Source organism: Glutamicibacter sp. NPDC087831 (assembly GCF_044742845.1).
Classification (GTDB): Bacteria; Actinomycetota; Actinomycetes; order Actinomycetales; family Micrococcaceae; genus Glutamicibacter.
The window spans coordinates 310,323-324,970 of sequence record NZ_JBIUVH010000003.1; the positions used below are offsets into that span (position 1 = coordinate 310,323).

Below are 14,648 nucleotides of genomic sequence, written 5' to 3' on the forward strand. Positions count from 1 at the left end.
GGAGCAACGCCCCGGCCAGCACGCATTGCGTGCTGGCCGGGGCGTTATGCGTTGGCCTCGATTACCCTCACAGCGAAGCGCGAATCCCTGCCGAAGGCTGGTCGCCGGGAAGATGGTGGGATAGCGTGATCAGAAACCGCCGGATCCGACCAAAGGTGCAGCACATGCCAGAATTCACCACAACATTGAGCGCAACCGGCGGGAACAACGTGGGTATCGTGGTTCCCGATGGCATCGTGCTCGGATTCGGCCGCGGCAAGCGCGTGCCGGTCATCGTGTGCATTGACGGGGACTACACGTACCGGAACAGCATTTCCTCCATGCACGGGCAGTTCCTCATTTCCTTCAGCTCCGAGACCCGTGCTGCCACGGGCAAGGGTGCGGGCGATGAAATCAGCGTGAAACTCGAGCTGGACGAGGAACCGCGCACCGTCGAAATCCCCGAACCGCTGGCCGTGCTGCTCTCCGCCGAGCCAGAGCTGCTGGACGCCTGGAACAAGCTGTCCTACAGCAAGCAGCGCGGCCACGTGGACCCCATCGTGGCTGCCCGCGGCGAGGACACCAGGACGCGCCGGGTCGAGAAGGTCATCAAGACGCTGCGCAGCCACTAGCCTGCCGGGGCCATGCCCGCTGAGCCAGGAGCTAAGCCAAAGGCGGCGCCCAACAGGCCAGCCAGCCCCGGTCGCAGTCGGCAGTAGTGTGAACAACCCACCGGTGCCCCGGAGCTACTGCACGGTGAATTGCAGGCGCTGCCAGCCGCTGGCGCCATTGGGCACCGGGTTGGCTTTCTCGCTGGTCTGCAGCTTGCCCTGTGCATCATAGGCGCGGACGGTTGCCGAGTGCGTTCCGGGTGCTGCGTCCTTCCATACGAAGCGCCACTGCCGCCAGGTATCCAACGAGGCTTCGGTCGCCAGTTGGGCATCTGCCCACGGTCCGTCATCGATCTGCACCTGCACACGCGAAATGCCCCGGGTCTGCGCCCATGCAGTTCCGCCCAAGACGACTTCTCCGGCAGGCACCTGGGCGAACGGGCGAGGGGTATCGATGCGGGAAGACATCTTGATTGGACCGCGTTCGGACCAGCCGCGAGTAGTCCAGTAGGCCGCCTTGTCCTGGAACCGCGTCACTTCCAAATCGACCACCCATTTGGTGGCCGACACGTAGCCGTAGAGACCTGGCACCACCATGCGCACCGGGAAACCATGCTCGAAAGGCAGCGGCTCGCCGTTCATGCCGATGGCCAGCAAAGCCATCCGGTCGTCGGTGAGCGCTTGGAGCGGGGTGGAGGCGCTGAAACCGTCATGCGAAGTCGAAAGCACCATATCCGCGCCGGCCTGCGGAACCGCGCGCTCCAGCAGCTTACGCAGCGGGTAGCCCAGCCATTTCGCGTTGCCTACCAGATCGCCGCCGACGGGATTGGACACACAAGTGAGCGTCAGATAGGTTTCCACGAGTTCTTCGCCCAGCAGTTCGTCGAAGTTCACGGTGAATTCCTTCTCCACCATGCCGTGCACGCGCAGCGACCACTGGTTCGGGTCGATCTGCGGCACCGAAAGCGCGGTATCGATGCGGTAGAAATCCTGGTTGGGAGTCACGAAGCGGGGCATGTCCGCTACTTCTACCTGCACCCCTTCGGGCAGGGGTTCCGCCTTGGTCCGGGCCGCAGGCAGGCGCAAGGCCTTGCGTGCGGCGGCGGCCATATTCCGCGATGCCGACAGCGAGGTGGAAACACCGGTGGAGACGGCCGCGGCGGCCAGGGACAGGGCTGCGCCTATCAAGAACTTCCTGCGGCTTGGACCCGTCGCGGTGGCGCCCTCGTCCTGCCTAGGGGCCGCGGCCGCAGCCAGCCGGGTCAGCCACTGCAGAAGCCCTATACCGGCGATCGCGCCCAGTACCGTCGGGATGATATCCAGCAGGCTGGTGGAAGCACGAGCGGCCACGGCACTGGAGAGCAGCACGGCCAAGCCGATGATGGCCGTGCAGGCCAGCGCAAAACTTCGCTTGGCGATCAGGCCGATCATCGCCGCCAGGACTGCGGCGGCTGCACCGATGGAAATGAATAACGCCAACTTGTCATTGGTCCCGAAGGTCGCGATGGCGAAGTCCTTGAGCCATGGGGGAGTCAGGTCGATGATGGCTGAACCCAGCGCGAAAAACGGCGAGGATGCATTGTTGAAAAATGCCGAGGCGAATTGGGCCACGGCAAACATGATTGCGGCCGAGCAAATTCCAGCCACCGCGTGGAATACGAGTTTACTGCTGCTGCGCTTCTGCCAAATGCCCACTGCCACTCACCTCATGCGTTGCGGTCCATGTTCCCCTGCAGAATGCAGGGGGAACAACTTCTCACAGTGTTTTCGGAACGGGCAGCATTGCGGATTGGAACAGGCTACAAGAACTTCCGCACGCTCACAGCGATTGGACCATGATGGGGTCTGTTGTCGGAGCCGGGGAGCCGGTGGCCGGCTCGACCGTGATCCCGAAGTGGGTGATGCCCTTCATTGGATCCGAAACCATGATCATGCCGTTGGCATCGCCGCCGGTGAGCATTCCCGCAGGAACCGCCCCTTCTGCCGAGATCAGCCACAGCTCGTAGCCCTTGTCGCTGGACAAGGCTGGCATGCCCGAGGTGGACACCGCCATCAGGCCTTCGTCGGCAGAATAGGACAGCGTGATTCGCGCGCCGTCGTCCAGTGTCTGCGTTTTCGACTTGGCATCTGGGGCAGCCAGGATGCGGCTGAGCTCTTCTTGATGCGAGGCCATGGCGGCCATCTGGCTTTCCAGCTCGCGCTGCTGGGAATTCTGGTTGATGGCCAAGCCGCCCAGAGCCACCGCTGCGAGCAGCAGGACGCCGGCGGCCAAGGCGAAGAAGCGCTGCGGGCCGCGTTCTGCGCCAGCTTGCGGGGCCTGGTGCGTTGCAGCGGTTTCGGTTTCCCGTTCAGCAGGAGCAGCTGGTTCAGCAGGAGCTATTGGGTCCTGTGCCTGGGCGCCGTCGTGATCGAGGGCCGTCTCCTGCACAGGTGCCAATTGCTCGGTAGTGCGGATAGCGGCCATGATGTTGTTCTTCAGCCGGGCCGGAGGATTGACCGGTTGCGCTGACAAGCCGAGCAGTCCAGCAGTTTCCTGCAGGGCATCCAGTTCCCGGCGTGCCTGGGCAGAGTCGGGACCCCCATGCTGGAGGGCTTCGCGTTCCTTGTCTTCCAGAGCATCCAGGGCGAAGCTGTCGGTCAGCTCGTTCTCGTGCTTGTCCATTACGCCGCTCCCATCAGTTCTCGAAGTTTGCCCATTCCATCGCGTATTCGCGTTTTCGCGGTTCCCACCGGTATTTTCAGCAGCTCTGCGACTTCCGTGTGGGTGTATCCGCCGAAGTAGGCCAGGTGTATCGCCTCGCGTTGCGGGGCGGTGAGCCGCTGCAGGGCTTGGGCTACGCGCATGGTCTCGTCGTGCAAGATGGCATTCTCTTCCACGTCGTCGTAGCTGTCCTGGAATTCCTTGATTCCAACGCGCAAATCCCGGTCCTGGCTCGCTTGGCTTGCTCGCACCCGGTCGACGGCCCGGCGGTGGGCAATAGTCAGCAGCCATGATGCTGCCGTGCCACGCGCCGGATCAAAGCGCCTTGCCTGTTGCCACGCTTCGACAAACACTTCCTGGGTGACTTCTTCGCTCTGTGCATTATCGCGAAGCACCCGCAGCACGAGTCCGAAGACCCGTGAAGCCATGGCATCATAGAGCGATTCGAAGGCAGATTCATCTCCCAGCGCGACCTGTCGCAGCAGGACGTCTGGCGTTTTCACGGAATCGTCTTCCATGGCATCGAGTCTATTGGAACTCATGAATCCTAGGGTCTCATGCATCTGTGGCTAAGCGGCTATCTGCTGTGGCGTGGCGTTTTGCGAAAAGATCCGTCCAAGGGAACCAGGTTCCCGTTTCACCGGCGAAGGTGATGCCTGGAAGGTATTCCATGCACCACCTTCATGCCAGCGGCTTTGATGATTCTGGCGATACTACTTCTTTGCCGGTGGCATCAGGACGGTGTCCACCAGGTACACGGTTGCGTTGGCGGTCTGCACGCCGCCGCAGATGACCGAAGCCCCGTTGACTTCCAGATCGTCGCCGCTACCGGTGACTTCCACCTCTTCGCCCTGGACCGTTGCGTGGGTTCCGGGAAGATCATCTGGTGCAATCTGGCCGGAAACGACGTGGTAGGTCAGGATGCTGGTCAGGGTGTCGGCATCCTTGGCAACTGCGGACAGGTCATCCTTCGGGATTGCCGCGAAGGCGTCGTCAACCGGTGCGAAGACGGTGAATTCGCCGCCATTGAGGGTATCGACGAGATCGACATCAGGATTCAGCTCACCGGAGACTGCAGAAGTCAGGGTGGTCAGCAGCGGGTTGTTCGAGGCAGCGACGGCCACTGGATCCTGGGCCATTCCGGCTACCGAGCCATCACCGGTCGGGACTGCTTCGGCGTAGGCCGCGCAACCCTTGCCCACAAGATTGCTTGCTGGATCCATTGCCGATTCGCTGGCCATGGGCGAGCTGCTTTCCGAGGCGGACGCCGTGGGCGATTCCATGGTTTCCGAACCGGTCGAGCAGGCGCTCAGTCCCATGGCGGCGACTGCGATGAGCCCGAATGCTCCAGCGACTTTGCTGTATGTGCGCTTCATGATTTTCTCCTTGCTTCGCCGCGACTGATGTCGTCGGTCCTTTTCCTGTCCGTGCGGATCAGGTTGTCAATGAGCATTCGGGGCAGGTTGCCCGACGGATTGGATTCTCTTGGAAATTTTTTTTCGTCTTGCTGGCAGGCCGTGAAGCTGCCGGATCCGCGGGCTGGCGGGCCCTGTCCCGGAGCATTGCCGGCTCATGGAAATAGGCTGCAAGTGGGATCTGCCACGCTTGGAACCAGCGACAGCCTTATTCTCCGCACAAGCCATATACTGGAAGGCGTGAGTAAAGCCGGGCAGAACACGCAAGAGCAGGCCTCAGGCCTCGTATTAGTCGACAAAGAGCAGGGAATGACCTCCCATGATGTGGTCGGTCGCATCCGCAGACTTGCAGGGACTCGGAAAGTCGGCCACGCCGGCACCCTGGACCCCATGGCCACCGGCGTGCTGGTTATCGGCGTGAACAAGGCAACCCGGCTGCTGACCTACATCGTCGGCCACGACAAGACCTACACCGCCACCATCCGGCTGGGGCAGAACACCGTCACGGACGATGCCGAAGGCGAAATCATTTCCGAGCGCATCGCCGCGGCGGTCAGCGACGAAGACATCGAGCGCGAGATCGCCCAGCTGCGCGGAGACATCGAGCAGATCCCGAGCTCGGTCTCGGCCATCAAGGTCGATGGCAAGCGTTCCTACGCTCGCGTGCGCGCTGGCGAACAGGTAGAACTCAAGGCCCGCCCGGTCACCATTTCGCGGTTCGAGATCCATGAGGTGCGCCGCGAAAACGGCGGCAAGATCCTCGACGTCGACGTCACGGTATCGTGCTCTTCTGGAACCTACATCCGGGCGTTGGCCCGCGACCTGGGCGAAGCATTGAACGTTGGCGGGCACCTGACGGCGCTGCGCCGTACCGAGGTGGGCCCATACAAGATCGAGCTCACCCGCACCCTGGAGCAGCTGGCCGGGGAATTCGAGATTCTCCCAATCGAAAAGGCTGCTGCCGCGCTGTTCCCGAACCGCACGGTCAGCGTCGACGAAGCCGTGGAATTGTCTTTCGGCCGCACCATCCCCGCCTCGCATCTGGGCATGGACATTGCCGAAGGCCAGACCGTTGCGGCTTTCGCTCCCAATGGCGTGCTGGTCGCACTGCTGGAAGACAAGGGCGACAAGGCGCGTACGGCCTTGGTCTTCACCGCTAAGTAATCCCGAAAGGAACTGGCTTGATTGCCGTCAATGGATTCTTCATCGCCGGAGCGGTGGTCTGCGCACTGGCATTGCTGGTGGCAGTTATCGCAACCGCTATCCGCAAGCACCCGGATGACTGGGCGCTGATCGGTGCGGTGGCCACCGAGCTTTTCCTGATTGCCTACGGCATCGCGGCCGCGATCCGCCAGGTCGGGGGAAATGCGGTGCAAGGCGACCCGGTGGAATTCTGGGGCTACTTCATCACAGCGCTGATCATGCCGCCGGTGGCCTTCTTCTGGGCGATCAGCGAGAAGAGCCGTTGGTCCAACGCCGTGCTGGCCGCGTCGGCCGCCGTCACGTTCGTAATGGTGTTCCGCATGGAACAGATCTGGCAGTAGGAGTACTCACATGGGTGAAAAGCCGCGAAATTCGCGAATCATGCAGGCCGCTCAGGCGCGCAGCACCAATAAGGCCCCCAAGCCAAGCCGGTCCACCGGACTGGGCCGGGTGATCATTGCCGTGTACGGCATCCTCGCCCTGGCGGCGAGCGTGCGCGCGGTGTACCAGATCATGAGCAAATTCGACGAAGCGCCGATCGCCTACAGCCTGTCGCTGTTTTCTGGCCTGGTCTATATCCTTGCCACATTCTCGCTGTCTTCAGCCAAGCGTGGTGCCTGGCTGGTTTCGTTCTGGGCGGTAGCCGTCGAATTGGCAGGCGTGATCGTGGTCGGCATCTTGTCGCTGACCCACCCCGAAGACTTCGCCCATCCATCGGTGTGGAGCGGTTTCGGCGAAGGATACGGCTACGTTCCACTGGTGCTGCCGATTGTCGGCTTGTGGTGGCTGTACCGTAACCGTAATGAGCGTCACGCCTAAAGACGTGCAAGAATTACCACGGTGGGTTTTCCATCCACCGCAGCAGAATTTCTGAAGGAGCAAAGTGCACTATTGGAAGGGCTTGGATGCCGTCCCCGCGGATATGGCTCCCACTGTCGTGACCATTGGCAACTTTGATGGTGTCCACCTGGGCCATTGCGAGGTGCTGGATGCAGCTGTCGCGCAGGCCAAAGCGCGCTCGGCTCAATCGGTAGCGATCACTTTCGACCCGCACCCAGCGCTGGTGCACCGTCCCGATGATGCTCCTGAATTGATCATGGGTCTGGCTGACCGCGTGGACACCTTGGCCAGCGTTGGGCTGGATGCCACGCTGATGATCCACTACACCCTGGAATTCGCGGACCAGAGCGCTGAAGAGTTCGTTCGCTCCATCATCGTAGAGAAGCTGAATGCCGTGGCCGTTGTGGTCGGGCATGATGTGCGTTTTGGCCGCGGCAATTCCGGGGACTTCAGCTACATGCAGGAACTGGGCACCAAATACGGTTTTGAAGTCATAGGTGTCGAAGACGTAGGGGACAAGCGCCGCTTGTCCTCGACCTGGGTCCGTGAAGAACTAGCCGCCGGCAATGTCGAAGCTGCCGCCGCGATCCTCGGCCGGCCGCATCGCATGCGCGGAGAAGTAGTCCATGGCCATGCCCGTGGACGCGAGCTGGGATTTCCCACCGCGAATCTGGACACCGAAGCCACCGGCATCATCCCCGCCGATGGGGTCTATGCCGGCTGGGTGATCGACGAGGCCGAGGTGCGTTGGCCAGCAGCAATTTCCGTCGGGTCGAACCCCACCTTCGATGGCGTCTCCCGAGTGGTTGAAGCCCACGTGATTGACCGCCCCGAAGAAGGCGTGGAAGATTTCGATCTGTACGGACAGCAGATTGTCGTTGAGTTCATTTCCCACCTGCGTCCGATGGTTGCCTACCGCGGCATCGAAGCCCTCATTGAGCAGATGACCGAGGACGTTGACCAGGCCCGTGCGGTGCTGGCTATAGAACGCCACTAGGAATCATGGCTGAGATACCATCATTGCCGCAGCGGGCCTTCGTCGTGGGCGCCCAGCGCCGCGATGAATTAGCTTCCGCTTTCCAAGCCGATGCCGAAAGCTACGACAAGATCCGTCCTTCCTATCCGCAGGAAGCCTTGGAATTCACGCTGCAGCACCGACCGGTGAGTGCCATTGACATCGGTTGCGGTTCGGGGATCTTCACCGAACAGCTCATCCGTGCAGGCCTGGAAGTCAGGGCCGTAGACCCATCGGCAGAAATGCTCTCGGTCCTGTCCAAGCGGCTGCCGGCGATCGCGGTAACCTGCGCCGCAGGTGAAGCGACCGGCTTGGAGGCCGATAGCGCTGGCCTGGTGACCTATGCCCAGGCATGGCACTGGGTGGACCACCCTCAAGCCAGTGCCGAAGCGGCCCGATTGCTCCATGATGGCGGTTGGCTCACCCTGCTGTGGAATCAGCTGGATGTCGCCATTCCCTGGGTTCACCGCTTGGCACGCATCATGCATGCCGGCGATGTGCACCGGCCCGAGCTGGAGCCGCCGTTGGGACCCCAGTTCCAGAAGCCGGAGCATGGCATCTGGCATTGGTCCATGGAACTGGATTTCCACGAGATCGTCGAGCTGACCAAATCCCGCAGCTACTACCGCAAGTCTTCAGAAACTACCCGCGCCAAGGTGGAAGCGAACTTGGCCTGGTATTGGCAGGAGCATCTGGGGCACGAGCAGGACGCAAAGGTGCAGGTGCCCTATCTCACCCATGCCTGGAGGTCCCGCCGGCGCACCCGTCGGTGATATGATTGACGATGGTTCTCGCTGCAGTCCGCGGTTGCGAGTTTCCGCCGTGAGCGTCTCGACGTTCGCACCGACTTATGAACGCGGTCCAACTCTAGGAGTTTGTTATGGCATTGGATGCCACTATCAAGAACGAAATCATCAAGGCTTACGCTACCCACGAGGGTGACACCGGTTCGCCTGAGGTTCAGATTGCCGTCATGTCCCGCCGTATTTCGGACCTGACCGAGCACCTGAAGATGCACAAGCATGATCACCACACCCGCCGTGGCCTGATGGCTCTGGTTGGTCGTCGTCGTCGTATGCTCGGCTACCTGAAGAACACCGACATCGAGCGTTACCGTTCGCTGATCGAGCGTCTGGGCCTGCGCAAGTAGTCCTCTGCTTCAGAGCAAGAAATTCCCCGTCTCCGCTTCAGGAGTCGGGGATTTTTCTTTGCCTCCGGACCTTGGCAACGCCGCTCATGTGTTCGCGATTTGCCGGCACGAATCAAGATCAGTAATCGACAGAGGCAAGAATTGGATGAATTCCTGCTCTCCCAGGCTCATCCCGCAGGCAAGCACATGACGGAACAGGCGTCGGAGCGACCTTGGACGCACCCGCTAAGGTTTCCCCGGATTAAATTCCGCCCCGAATATCTCGGTATCTGACCTTCCTGTGGAGCCACATACCGTTGGGCTAAGGCTAATGAGCCATCCCGCGACATCTTCCGAAACCTGAAGGTCACTTTGACCTCAGGTTTCTTCTCGTTTCTCCAGTTTTCCATGCCCTTTCCGAGGCGCCGCCCAAGTGGTTGCATGGCTACCAAGCACGGAAAAAGCGCGAAATAGAGGGGAACAGGGATGAATAATTTCAAACGGTTGAACTTTCGAAGCATGGGCACGGCGGCGGGGCTGACGGCAGCAGCGTTCTTTTTAGCCTCATGCACTGCGTCAGCTCACGGCACGGATCTTGAGAACCCTGACGGCACAATAACCGTCCGCTACGAAGGAAGCGCCAATACCGTGATCCTTCCGGAGCTGGCTGAAGACCTGGGCTACCTTGACGGTGTGTCCTTGGAATGGGTTGGCAACAACTCCAGCGGGCCCTCGGCGATCCAGAACACAGCCACCGGCGCCACCGAGATCGGCAGCGCGTTCTCCGGAGCAGTGGTGAAGCTGCAGGAAGCTGGATCGCCTGTCACCGCGGTGGTCTCATCCTATGGTTCCAATGCAGACTACTTTGTCGGGTTCTACACGAGCGAAGACAGCGGCATCAAAGAACCGAGGGACCTCATTGGCAAGACAATTGCAGTCAATACTTTGGGCGCTCATTCCGAAGCGGTCGTTAGCAGCTATCTGAAATCCGAAGGCCTGACGCCGCAAGAGATCGAGCAGGTGCAGCTGGTCGTATTGCCACCTACCGACACCGCACAAGCCGTTCGCACCCATCAGGTCGACGTTGGCGCTCTTTCCGGGGCTTCCCAAGTGCATGCGGTGAAGCAAGGCGGCTTGCGAGAAGTTTTCAGGGACACGGAAATCTTCAGCAACTTTGATGCCGGAGAGTACGTCCTTCGGGATGATTTCATCGCTCAATACCCTGAAGCAGCGCATTCCCTGGCCACTGGCATTGCCAAAGCAGCGGACTGGGCTTCGACGCATCCGCGCGAAGAGGTCATCAAGAGATTCACCGCAATCGTTGAATCCAGGGATCGCGGAGACGACGTTGAAGCCCTGCAGTACTTCAACGGCTATGGCTTGGGCGAACACGCAGCCATCGAAGACGAGGACTTCAGCAGATGGGCGCAATGGCTCAACGACGCGGGGATTCTCGAAGGAGAAATCACCCCCAGCGAGTACTACACCAACGAATTCAACGACCTCGCAAACGAAGGGCAGTAATCGCGCATGTCTACCATTGAGATCAAGAACTTGGGCAAGAAATTCCTCCGCTCCGGATCAAGTGAAGATACTGCCGTCACGGCCATTGAATCACTGGATCTCCGGATCCAGGACGGAGAATTCTTCACCCTTGTCGGCCCCAGCGGATGCGGCAAATCCACTCTTCTGGATATCTTGGCCGGGTTGGCCGCGCCAACTTCGGGCGAAGTTCTCGTTGATGGCGAGCCGGTCTCCGGTCCCAGCCTGGAACGTTCAGTAGTCTTCCAGCAATATGCGCTCTTCCCATGGCTCACGGCAGTGGCCAATGTCGAGGTGGGGCTGGAGAGCCAGGCCCGTCGCGGTCGGGGACTGGACAAATCGGGAAGGCGGATCCGCGCTAACGAATATCTGCGACTCGTTGGCCTGCAGGGTGTGGAAGACAAGTACCCCCACGAACTATCCGGCGGCATGCGTCAACGCGTGGCCATAGCCCGTGCCTTGGCCCATGAACCCAAGGTGCTGCTGATGGATGAGCCGTTCGCCGCCCTGGATGCCCAAACACGCGAACAACTCCAGGACTTGCTGCTAGATATCTGGAGTCGCACCCGAACCACGATTGTCTTCATTACGCACGGCATCGAAGAAGCCGTGTACCTGGGGCAGCGGGTAGCGGTGATGTCCTCCAAACCCGGACGAATCAAGGAGATCATCAACATTGAACTCGACGGGCGCCACAGTGTTGATGACATCCGCTCGGCTCCCCAATTCAGCGATTACCGCCATCGCATCTGGACGCTGCTTCACGAGTCCGCTCCCAGTGCCGGCAAATCGCCGGTGAGCCACAAGTCGCTCGTTTCTCCAGGAGTACCAGCATGAGCACCTTAGCCGTACCGGACCAGCGCCTGCAGGGCTCCACCGGGGAGTCAAACCGGCCTTCTCCTTTCCTGCGTTTGGCCGGAAGACTGCGGTCAACGCTGTACCGTTCGGGTGCGATCATCGGTTTTCTCCTGGTGTGGGAGCTTGTCCCGCAATTCGTCCTGGAACCATCATCCCGGGTCTTTCTTCCTCCCTTGCATGAAGTTCTGCAGGCACTGGGGAAGATGATTGCCTCAGGGGATCTGGGCACGCACATCCTGGCAAGCCTAGGCCGGGCGGCCGTAGGATTCACGCTCGCTGTCCTCATCGGCGTGCCAGTCGGATTGGTCGTCGCGTGGTTCTCGAAAGTCGGCGATTTCCTCAACCCGTTGCTGGAGGTATTCCGAAATACCGCGGCCTTGGCGTTGCTTCCGGTCTTCACGCTCCTTCTCGGTATTGGCGAAGTATCCAAGGTATCGATTGTCGTCTACGCGGCGTTCTTCCCGGTGCTTCTCAACACCATCCTTGGAGCACGCAGCGTAGATCCCTTGCTGATCAGGGCGGCAAAAACCTTGGGGCTCACCAGCTACGAGATCTTCGCGAAAGTTGTCTTGCCCTCGTCCGTACCCATCATCTTCACCGGCGTCCGGATGGCAGGAACGTCATCCGTGCTGGTGCTCATCGCCGCCGAAATGATCGGCGCCAAGGCTGGACTGGGCTTCCTGATCACCAATTCGCAAGCCAGTTTCCTGATCCCGAAAATGTACGCAGCCATACTCACTGTCGCCATCCTAGGCTTCACGGTCAACGCAGCACTTGTAGCGCTGGAGCGCCACTTCTCGCGCTGGGCTCGCGCCTAGACAATCTTCCTACCGAAGGGACTACAACCATGACACGAACTTTGACTCTCAACGCGTTCTTGATGACTACCGGGCATCATGAATCCTCATGGCGCCTGCCGCTCAGCGACCCCCTCGCCGGAACGGACATCGGCCACTACATCCGTTTGGCGCAGCTGGCCGAGAAAGCGAAGCTCGACGCGATCTTCTTCGCAGACGGCCCAGTGCTTCAAGGGCCGGTCGCCCAACGACCTGCAGGAATCCTCGACCCTGTGACAGTGCTTTCTGCCATCGCCCCGTTGACCCGGCACATTGGGCTGATAGCGACCGCATCAACCAGCTACAACGACCCCTATAATCTTGCCCGCCGCTTTGCAAGCCTGGATGTGATCAGCAATGGGCGTGCGGGCTGGAACGTCGTCACCACAGCAGGCGATGCAGCGGCGAGGAATTTCTCCCAATCCGCCCAATTAGACAGCTCGCAACGATACCGTCGCGCCGAGGAATTCCTGGAGGTGGTGAAGAAGCTCTGGGACTCCTGGGAGCCGGATGCAGTCGTTGCTGACAAGGGAAGCGGGATCTGGGCGGATCCGGGCAAGATACACCCCGCGGCCCACATCGGGGAGCACTTCCAGGTTGCTGGAGCGCTCAATGTCCCGCGGTCGCCCCAGGGGCATCCGGTGATCGTCCAGGCGGGAGCTTCGGCCGCCGGCAAGGAATTCGCCGGGCGATGGGCTGAAGCCATTTTCACCGCTCACCAATCATTTGAGTCTGCCAGGGACTTCTACCAGGAAATCAAGGACAAGGCAGCAGGCAACGGCCGAGCAGCGCATTCGGTCAAAGTCCTTCCAGGAATTGTTCCCATCCTTGGTTCCACGGAAGCCGAAGCCAATGAATTGGCGGATTCCCTGGATGAGCTCATTCTGCCGGAATACGCCAGGAATACGTTGGCCCAGCAGTTGCATGTGGAGCCGGCAATCCTTGAACTGGACCGAGAACTTCCCGCCGAGCTGGAGAATACCGTGGCCAAGGAGAAATCCACCTCCCGAAGGGATCTCATCTTGGATCTGGGTTACCGAAGGAAGCTCACGGTTCGCCAGATCATCCGGGAGCTAGGTCCTGGCCGGGGACACCAGACGTTCTCGGGTACGCCGGAGCAGCTGGCGGACCGGATCGAGTACTGGTTCAAAGCCGGAGCGGCCGATGGATTTAATATCATGGCTCCGGTCTTGCCGGCAGGTCTCGAAGTATTCACGGAGCAGGTAGTCCCGATTTTGCAGCAGCGCAAGCTCTTCCGTACTGAATACGAGCAGAGTACGCTTCGCGGAAACTACGGGTTGCCAGTACCGGCAAATAATCGCCTGGGCTTGGCATTCTAGAGCTTGATAGTCGTGTACCGAAGGGCGAGAGCCATTGCTCTCGTCCTTCGGTTGCCGGTGGGATCAGGCCCCGGCGGATACCGGTTGCTGGTTCAGCTGCGTCCTCCAGGAATGCCCTGGGTGATCAGCATGGAGAAACCGCAAGGAAAGTACTGGCGAGGGGAGCCGCACGAAGTTGATTCGACAGGGCTCCCACCACGGGCAGCAGCTGGTGAAAAGCAAATCGAAGTAGCGCGATTACTACTCGGCATCGCGCAAGAGCAATAAGAGCTTCATCAGCACCAAGACCCTGGCCAAAACCAAGGCTGTCACCCGTGGCAAGAAGGGCAACGGCGTTTGGGCGCTTTCCAGGAACAAAGCAAAATCCCTAGCTGCAGCTACTAAGGACGGCAAGGCGCCAGTTGGACCCGAAATCAGTGGAGGAGGCAAGAAGGGTACATGTGGCACTTCCACCCCAACAAGCGGACCCCTGACATTCATCTCTTCTACGGAAGCTCGACCTGGGAAAGAACTTGCACGAAGCATTGGTGCCGCCAGCTACTGTTGGCGGCACCAATAGTGCTTGAATTGGGGAACTATGACTGACTACCAAGAACTCTTGCAGGCTGCTCGTGCACACTACGGGGTTGGCGCTGCTCCACGCGTGTCGGAAGCTGCAGCACTTCTCACCTCGTTGGGTGGCAAGACCTTCGACTACTCCAGGTTCGCCGGCAACCTCATCGATGAATATGTAGACTCGGCACGTGTAGTTGCAGCCTACGATATTTCCGACCCAGAGCTCCTTGCTTCCCGGTCTTTGCCGGTTGAACGCGAAATGATGGAATGGCCTCCCGAAGAAGATGAAGACAGCTACGACGTTGTGTTCACTAAGGATGAAGAGCTGTGGAACGTCATTCAGAACGAGCTCGGTGGGATGAGGCGAGCAATTGTCTTGCTTGAGCATGCTGAAGGGGATGCAGGCGCTGTAGGCAACTTCCGTATAGCTGGATTCGCACAGTGGCTAAGGGAGACGCTCTGGGCTGCTACCGGTGTCGTTCCGCGAGATCCAGGCTGGCCGGATGAGAGCGCCACTCTGTATGAGAAGGCTTTTGCGATGCAGGGACGGCCAGGTTGCGAACCAGACCCAATCGATTGACGAGTATTGTCGGGTCAATCCGAGACGCTTTCCAAGCTGCTTGC

General features: G+C 60.2%; 16 protein-coding genes. 12 read left to right on the forward strand and 4 right to left on the reverse strand.

Annotation, left to right across the window (positions count from 1 at the left end; all coding sequences use genetic code 11):
• The first annotated feature begins 164 nt into the window (after positions 1-164).
• Positions 165-611: a YdeI/OmpD-associated family protein gene (locus ACIOJF_RS12230; protein WP_332727082.1), complete on the forward strand. Its 447-nt coding sequence runs from the start codon at positions 165-167 to the stop codon at positions 609-611.
• 114 nt (positions 612-725) lie between these two features.
• Here the strand turns inward: ACIOJF_RS12230 and ACIOJF_RS12235 are convergent, their stop codons facing one another.
• From ACIOJF_RS12235 to ACIOJF_RS12250, 4 genes are all read right to left on the reverse strand, one after another.
• Complete coding sequence (locus tag ACIOJF_RS12235) at positions 726-2,210, reverse strand: molybdopterin-dependent oxidoreductase (RefSeq protein ID WP_105661832.1); 1,485 nt, start codon at positions 2,208-2,210, stop codon at positions 726-728.
• A 199-nt stretch (positions 2,211-2,409) separates the two neighbouring features.
• Entirely contained in the window at positions 2,410-3,252 is an 843-nt protein-coding gene (locus ACIOJF_RS12240) for an anti-sigma factor domain-containing protein (RefSeq protein WP_105657284.1), read from the reverse strand.
• Complete coding sequence (gene sigK / locus ACIOJF_RS12245) at positions 3,252-3,833, reverse strand: ECF RNA polymerase sigma factor SigK (RefSeq protein WP_402741678.1); 582 nt, start codon at positions 3,831-3,833, stop codon at positions 3,252-3,254. Before sigK ends, ACIOJF_RS12240 begins: the two co-directional genes overlap by 1 nt.
• A 171-nt stretch (positions 3,834-4,004) precedes the next feature.
• Positions 4,005-4,667 (reverse strand): fasciclin domain-containing protein, encoded by a 663-nt coding sequence (locus tag ACIOJF_RS12250; protein WP_105657286.1) that lies wholly within the window; start codon positions 4,665-4,667, stop codon positions 4,005-4,007.
• Between the two features lie 279 nt (positions 4,668-4,946).
• Between ACIOJF_RS12250 and truB the strand changes: the two genes are divergently transcribed.
• The 11 genes from truB (at position 4,947) to ACIOJF_RS12305 (ending at position 14,604) form a co-directional block, all read left to right on the forward strand.
• On the forward strand, positions 4,947-5,870 hold the full coding sequence (gene truB, locus ACIOJF_RS12255) for a tRNA pseudouridine(55) synthase TruB (RefSeq protein ID WP_105661834.1): 924 nt from the start codon (positions 4,947-4,949) through the stop codon (positions 5,868-5,870).
• Between the two features lie 17 nt (positions 5,871-5,887).
• On the forward strand, positions 5,888-6,250 hold the full coding sequence (locus ACIOJF_RS12260; RefSeq protein ID WP_105657288.1) for a hypothetical protein: 363 nt from the start codon (positions 5,888-5,890) through the stop codon (positions 6,248-6,250).
• A 10-nt stretch (positions 6,251-6,260) separates the two neighbouring features.
• Positions 6,261-6,728 (forward strand): hypothetical protein, encoded by a 468-nt coding sequence (locus ACIOJF_RS12265; RefSeq protein WP_402741679.1) that lies wholly within the window; start codon positions 6,261-6,263, stop codon positions 6,726-6,728.
• A gap of 64 nt (positions 6,729-6,792) precedes the next feature.
• Positions 6,793-7,746, forward strand: a complete 954-nt coding sequence (locus ACIOJF_RS12270; protein WP_105657289.1) for a bifunctional riboflavin kinase/FAD synthetase — start codon at positions 6,793-6,795, stop codon at positions 7,744-7,746.
• Positions 7,747-7,751: 5 nt separating this feature from the next.
• The gene (locus ACIOJF_RS12275) at positions 7,752-8,537 is read left to right on the forward strand and encodes a class I SAM-dependent methyltransferase (RefSeq protein ID WP_105657290.1); all 786 of its coding nucleotides are present in this window, start codon (positions 7,752-7,754) and stop codon (positions 8,535-8,537) included.
• A gap of 107 nt (positions 8,538-8,644) precedes the next feature.
• Complete coding sequence (gene rpsO, locus ACIOJF_RS12280) at positions 8,645-8,914, forward strand: 30S ribosomal protein S15 (protein WP_013348393.1); 270 nt, start codon at positions 8,645-8,647, stop codon at positions 8,912-8,914.
• A gap of 627 nt (positions 8,915-9,541) precedes the next feature.
• Positions 9,542-10,417 carry an ABC transporter substrate-binding protein gene (locus ACIOJF_RS12285; protein WP_402741680.1) on the forward strand — a complete coding sequence of 292 codons (876 nt, stop codon included), beginning with the start codon at positions 9,542-9,544 and terminating at the stop codon, positions 10,415-10,417.
• A 6-nt stretch (positions 10,418-10,423) separates the two neighbouring features.
• Positions 10,424-11,272: an ABC transporter ATP-binding protein gene (locus tag ACIOJF_RS12290; RefSeq protein WP_105658237.1), complete on the forward strand. Its 849-nt coding sequence runs from the start codon at positions 10,424-10,426 to the stop codon at positions 11,270-11,272.
• Positions 11,269-12,111, forward strand: coding sequence for an ABC transporter permease (locus ACIOJF_RS12295; protein WP_105658236.1), 843 nt, complete (start codon positions 11,269-11,271; stop codon positions 12,109-12,111). The genes ACIOJF_RS12290 and ACIOJF_RS12295 overlap by 4 nt, the downstream gene beginning before the upstream one ends.
• 29 nt (positions 12,112-12,140) lie before the next feature.
• Positions 12,141-13,469 carry an LLM class flavin-dependent oxidoreductase gene (locus ACIOJF_RS12300; RefSeq protein ID WP_402741681.1) on the forward strand — a complete coding sequence of 443 codons (1,329 nt, stop codon included), beginning with the start codon at positions 12,141-12,143 and terminating at the stop codon, positions 13,467-13,469.
• A gap of 577 nt (positions 13,470-14,046) precedes the next feature.
• The gene (locus tag ACIOJF_RS12305; RefSeq protein ID WP_402741682.1) at positions 14,047-14,604 is read left to right on the forward strand and encodes a hypothetical protein; all 558 of its coding nucleotides are present in this window, start codon (positions 14,047-14,049) and stop codon (positions 14,602-14,604) included.
• Positions 14,605-14,648: the final 44 nt, after the last annotated feature.

Bases quoted from the DNA above. Each gene is read 5' to 3' on its own strand.
- ACIOJF_RS12230 (WP_332727082.1), top strand. From the start codon at position 165: ATGCCAGAATTCACCACAACATTGAGCGCAACCGGCGGGAACAACGTG.
- ACIOJF_RS12235 (WP_105661832.1), bottom strand. From the start codon at position 2,210: ATGTTTGCCGTGGCCCAATTCGCCTCGGCATTTTTCAACAATGCATCC.
- ACIOJF_RS12240 (WP_105657284.1), bottom strand. From the start codon at position 3,252: ATGGACAAGCACGAGAACGAGCTGACCGACAGCTTCGCCCTGGATGCT.
- sigK (WP_402741678.1), bottom strand. From the start codon at position 3,833: ATGAGTTCCAATAGACTCGATGCCATGGAAGACGATTCCGTGAAAACG.
- ACIOJF_RS12250 (WP_105657286.1), bottom strand. From the start codon at position 4,667: ATGAAGCGCACATACAGCAAAGTCGCTGGAGCATTCGGGCTCATCGCA.
- ACIOJF_RS12265 (WP_402741679.1), top strand. From the start codon at position 6,261: ATGGGTGAAAAGCCGCGAAATTCGCGAATCATGCAGGCCGCTCAGGCG.
- ACIOJF_RS12275 (WP_105657290.1), top strand. From the start codon at position 7,752: ATGGCTGAGATACCATCATTGCCGCAGCGGGCCTTCGTCGTGGGCGCC.
- rpsO (WP_013348393.1), top strand. From the start codon at position 8,645: ATGGCATTGGATGCCACTATCAAGAACGAAATCATCAAGGCTTACGCT.
- ACIOJF_RS12290 (WP_105658237.1), top strand. From the start codon at position 10,424: ATGTCTACCATTGAGATCAAGAACTTGGGCAAGAAATTCCTCCGCTCC.
- ACIOJF_RS12295 (WP_105658236.1), top strand. From the start codon at position 11,269: ATGAGCACCTTAGCCGTACCGGACCAGCGCCTGCAGGGCTCCACCGGG.
- ACIOJF_RS12300 (WP_402741681.1), top strand. From the start codon at position 12,141: ATGACACGAACTTTGACTCTCAACGCGTTCTTGATGACTACCGGGCAT.
- ACIOJF_RS12305 (WP_402741682.1), top strand. From the start codon at position 14,047: ATGACTGACTACCAAGAACTCTTGCAGGCTGCTCGTGCACACTACGGG.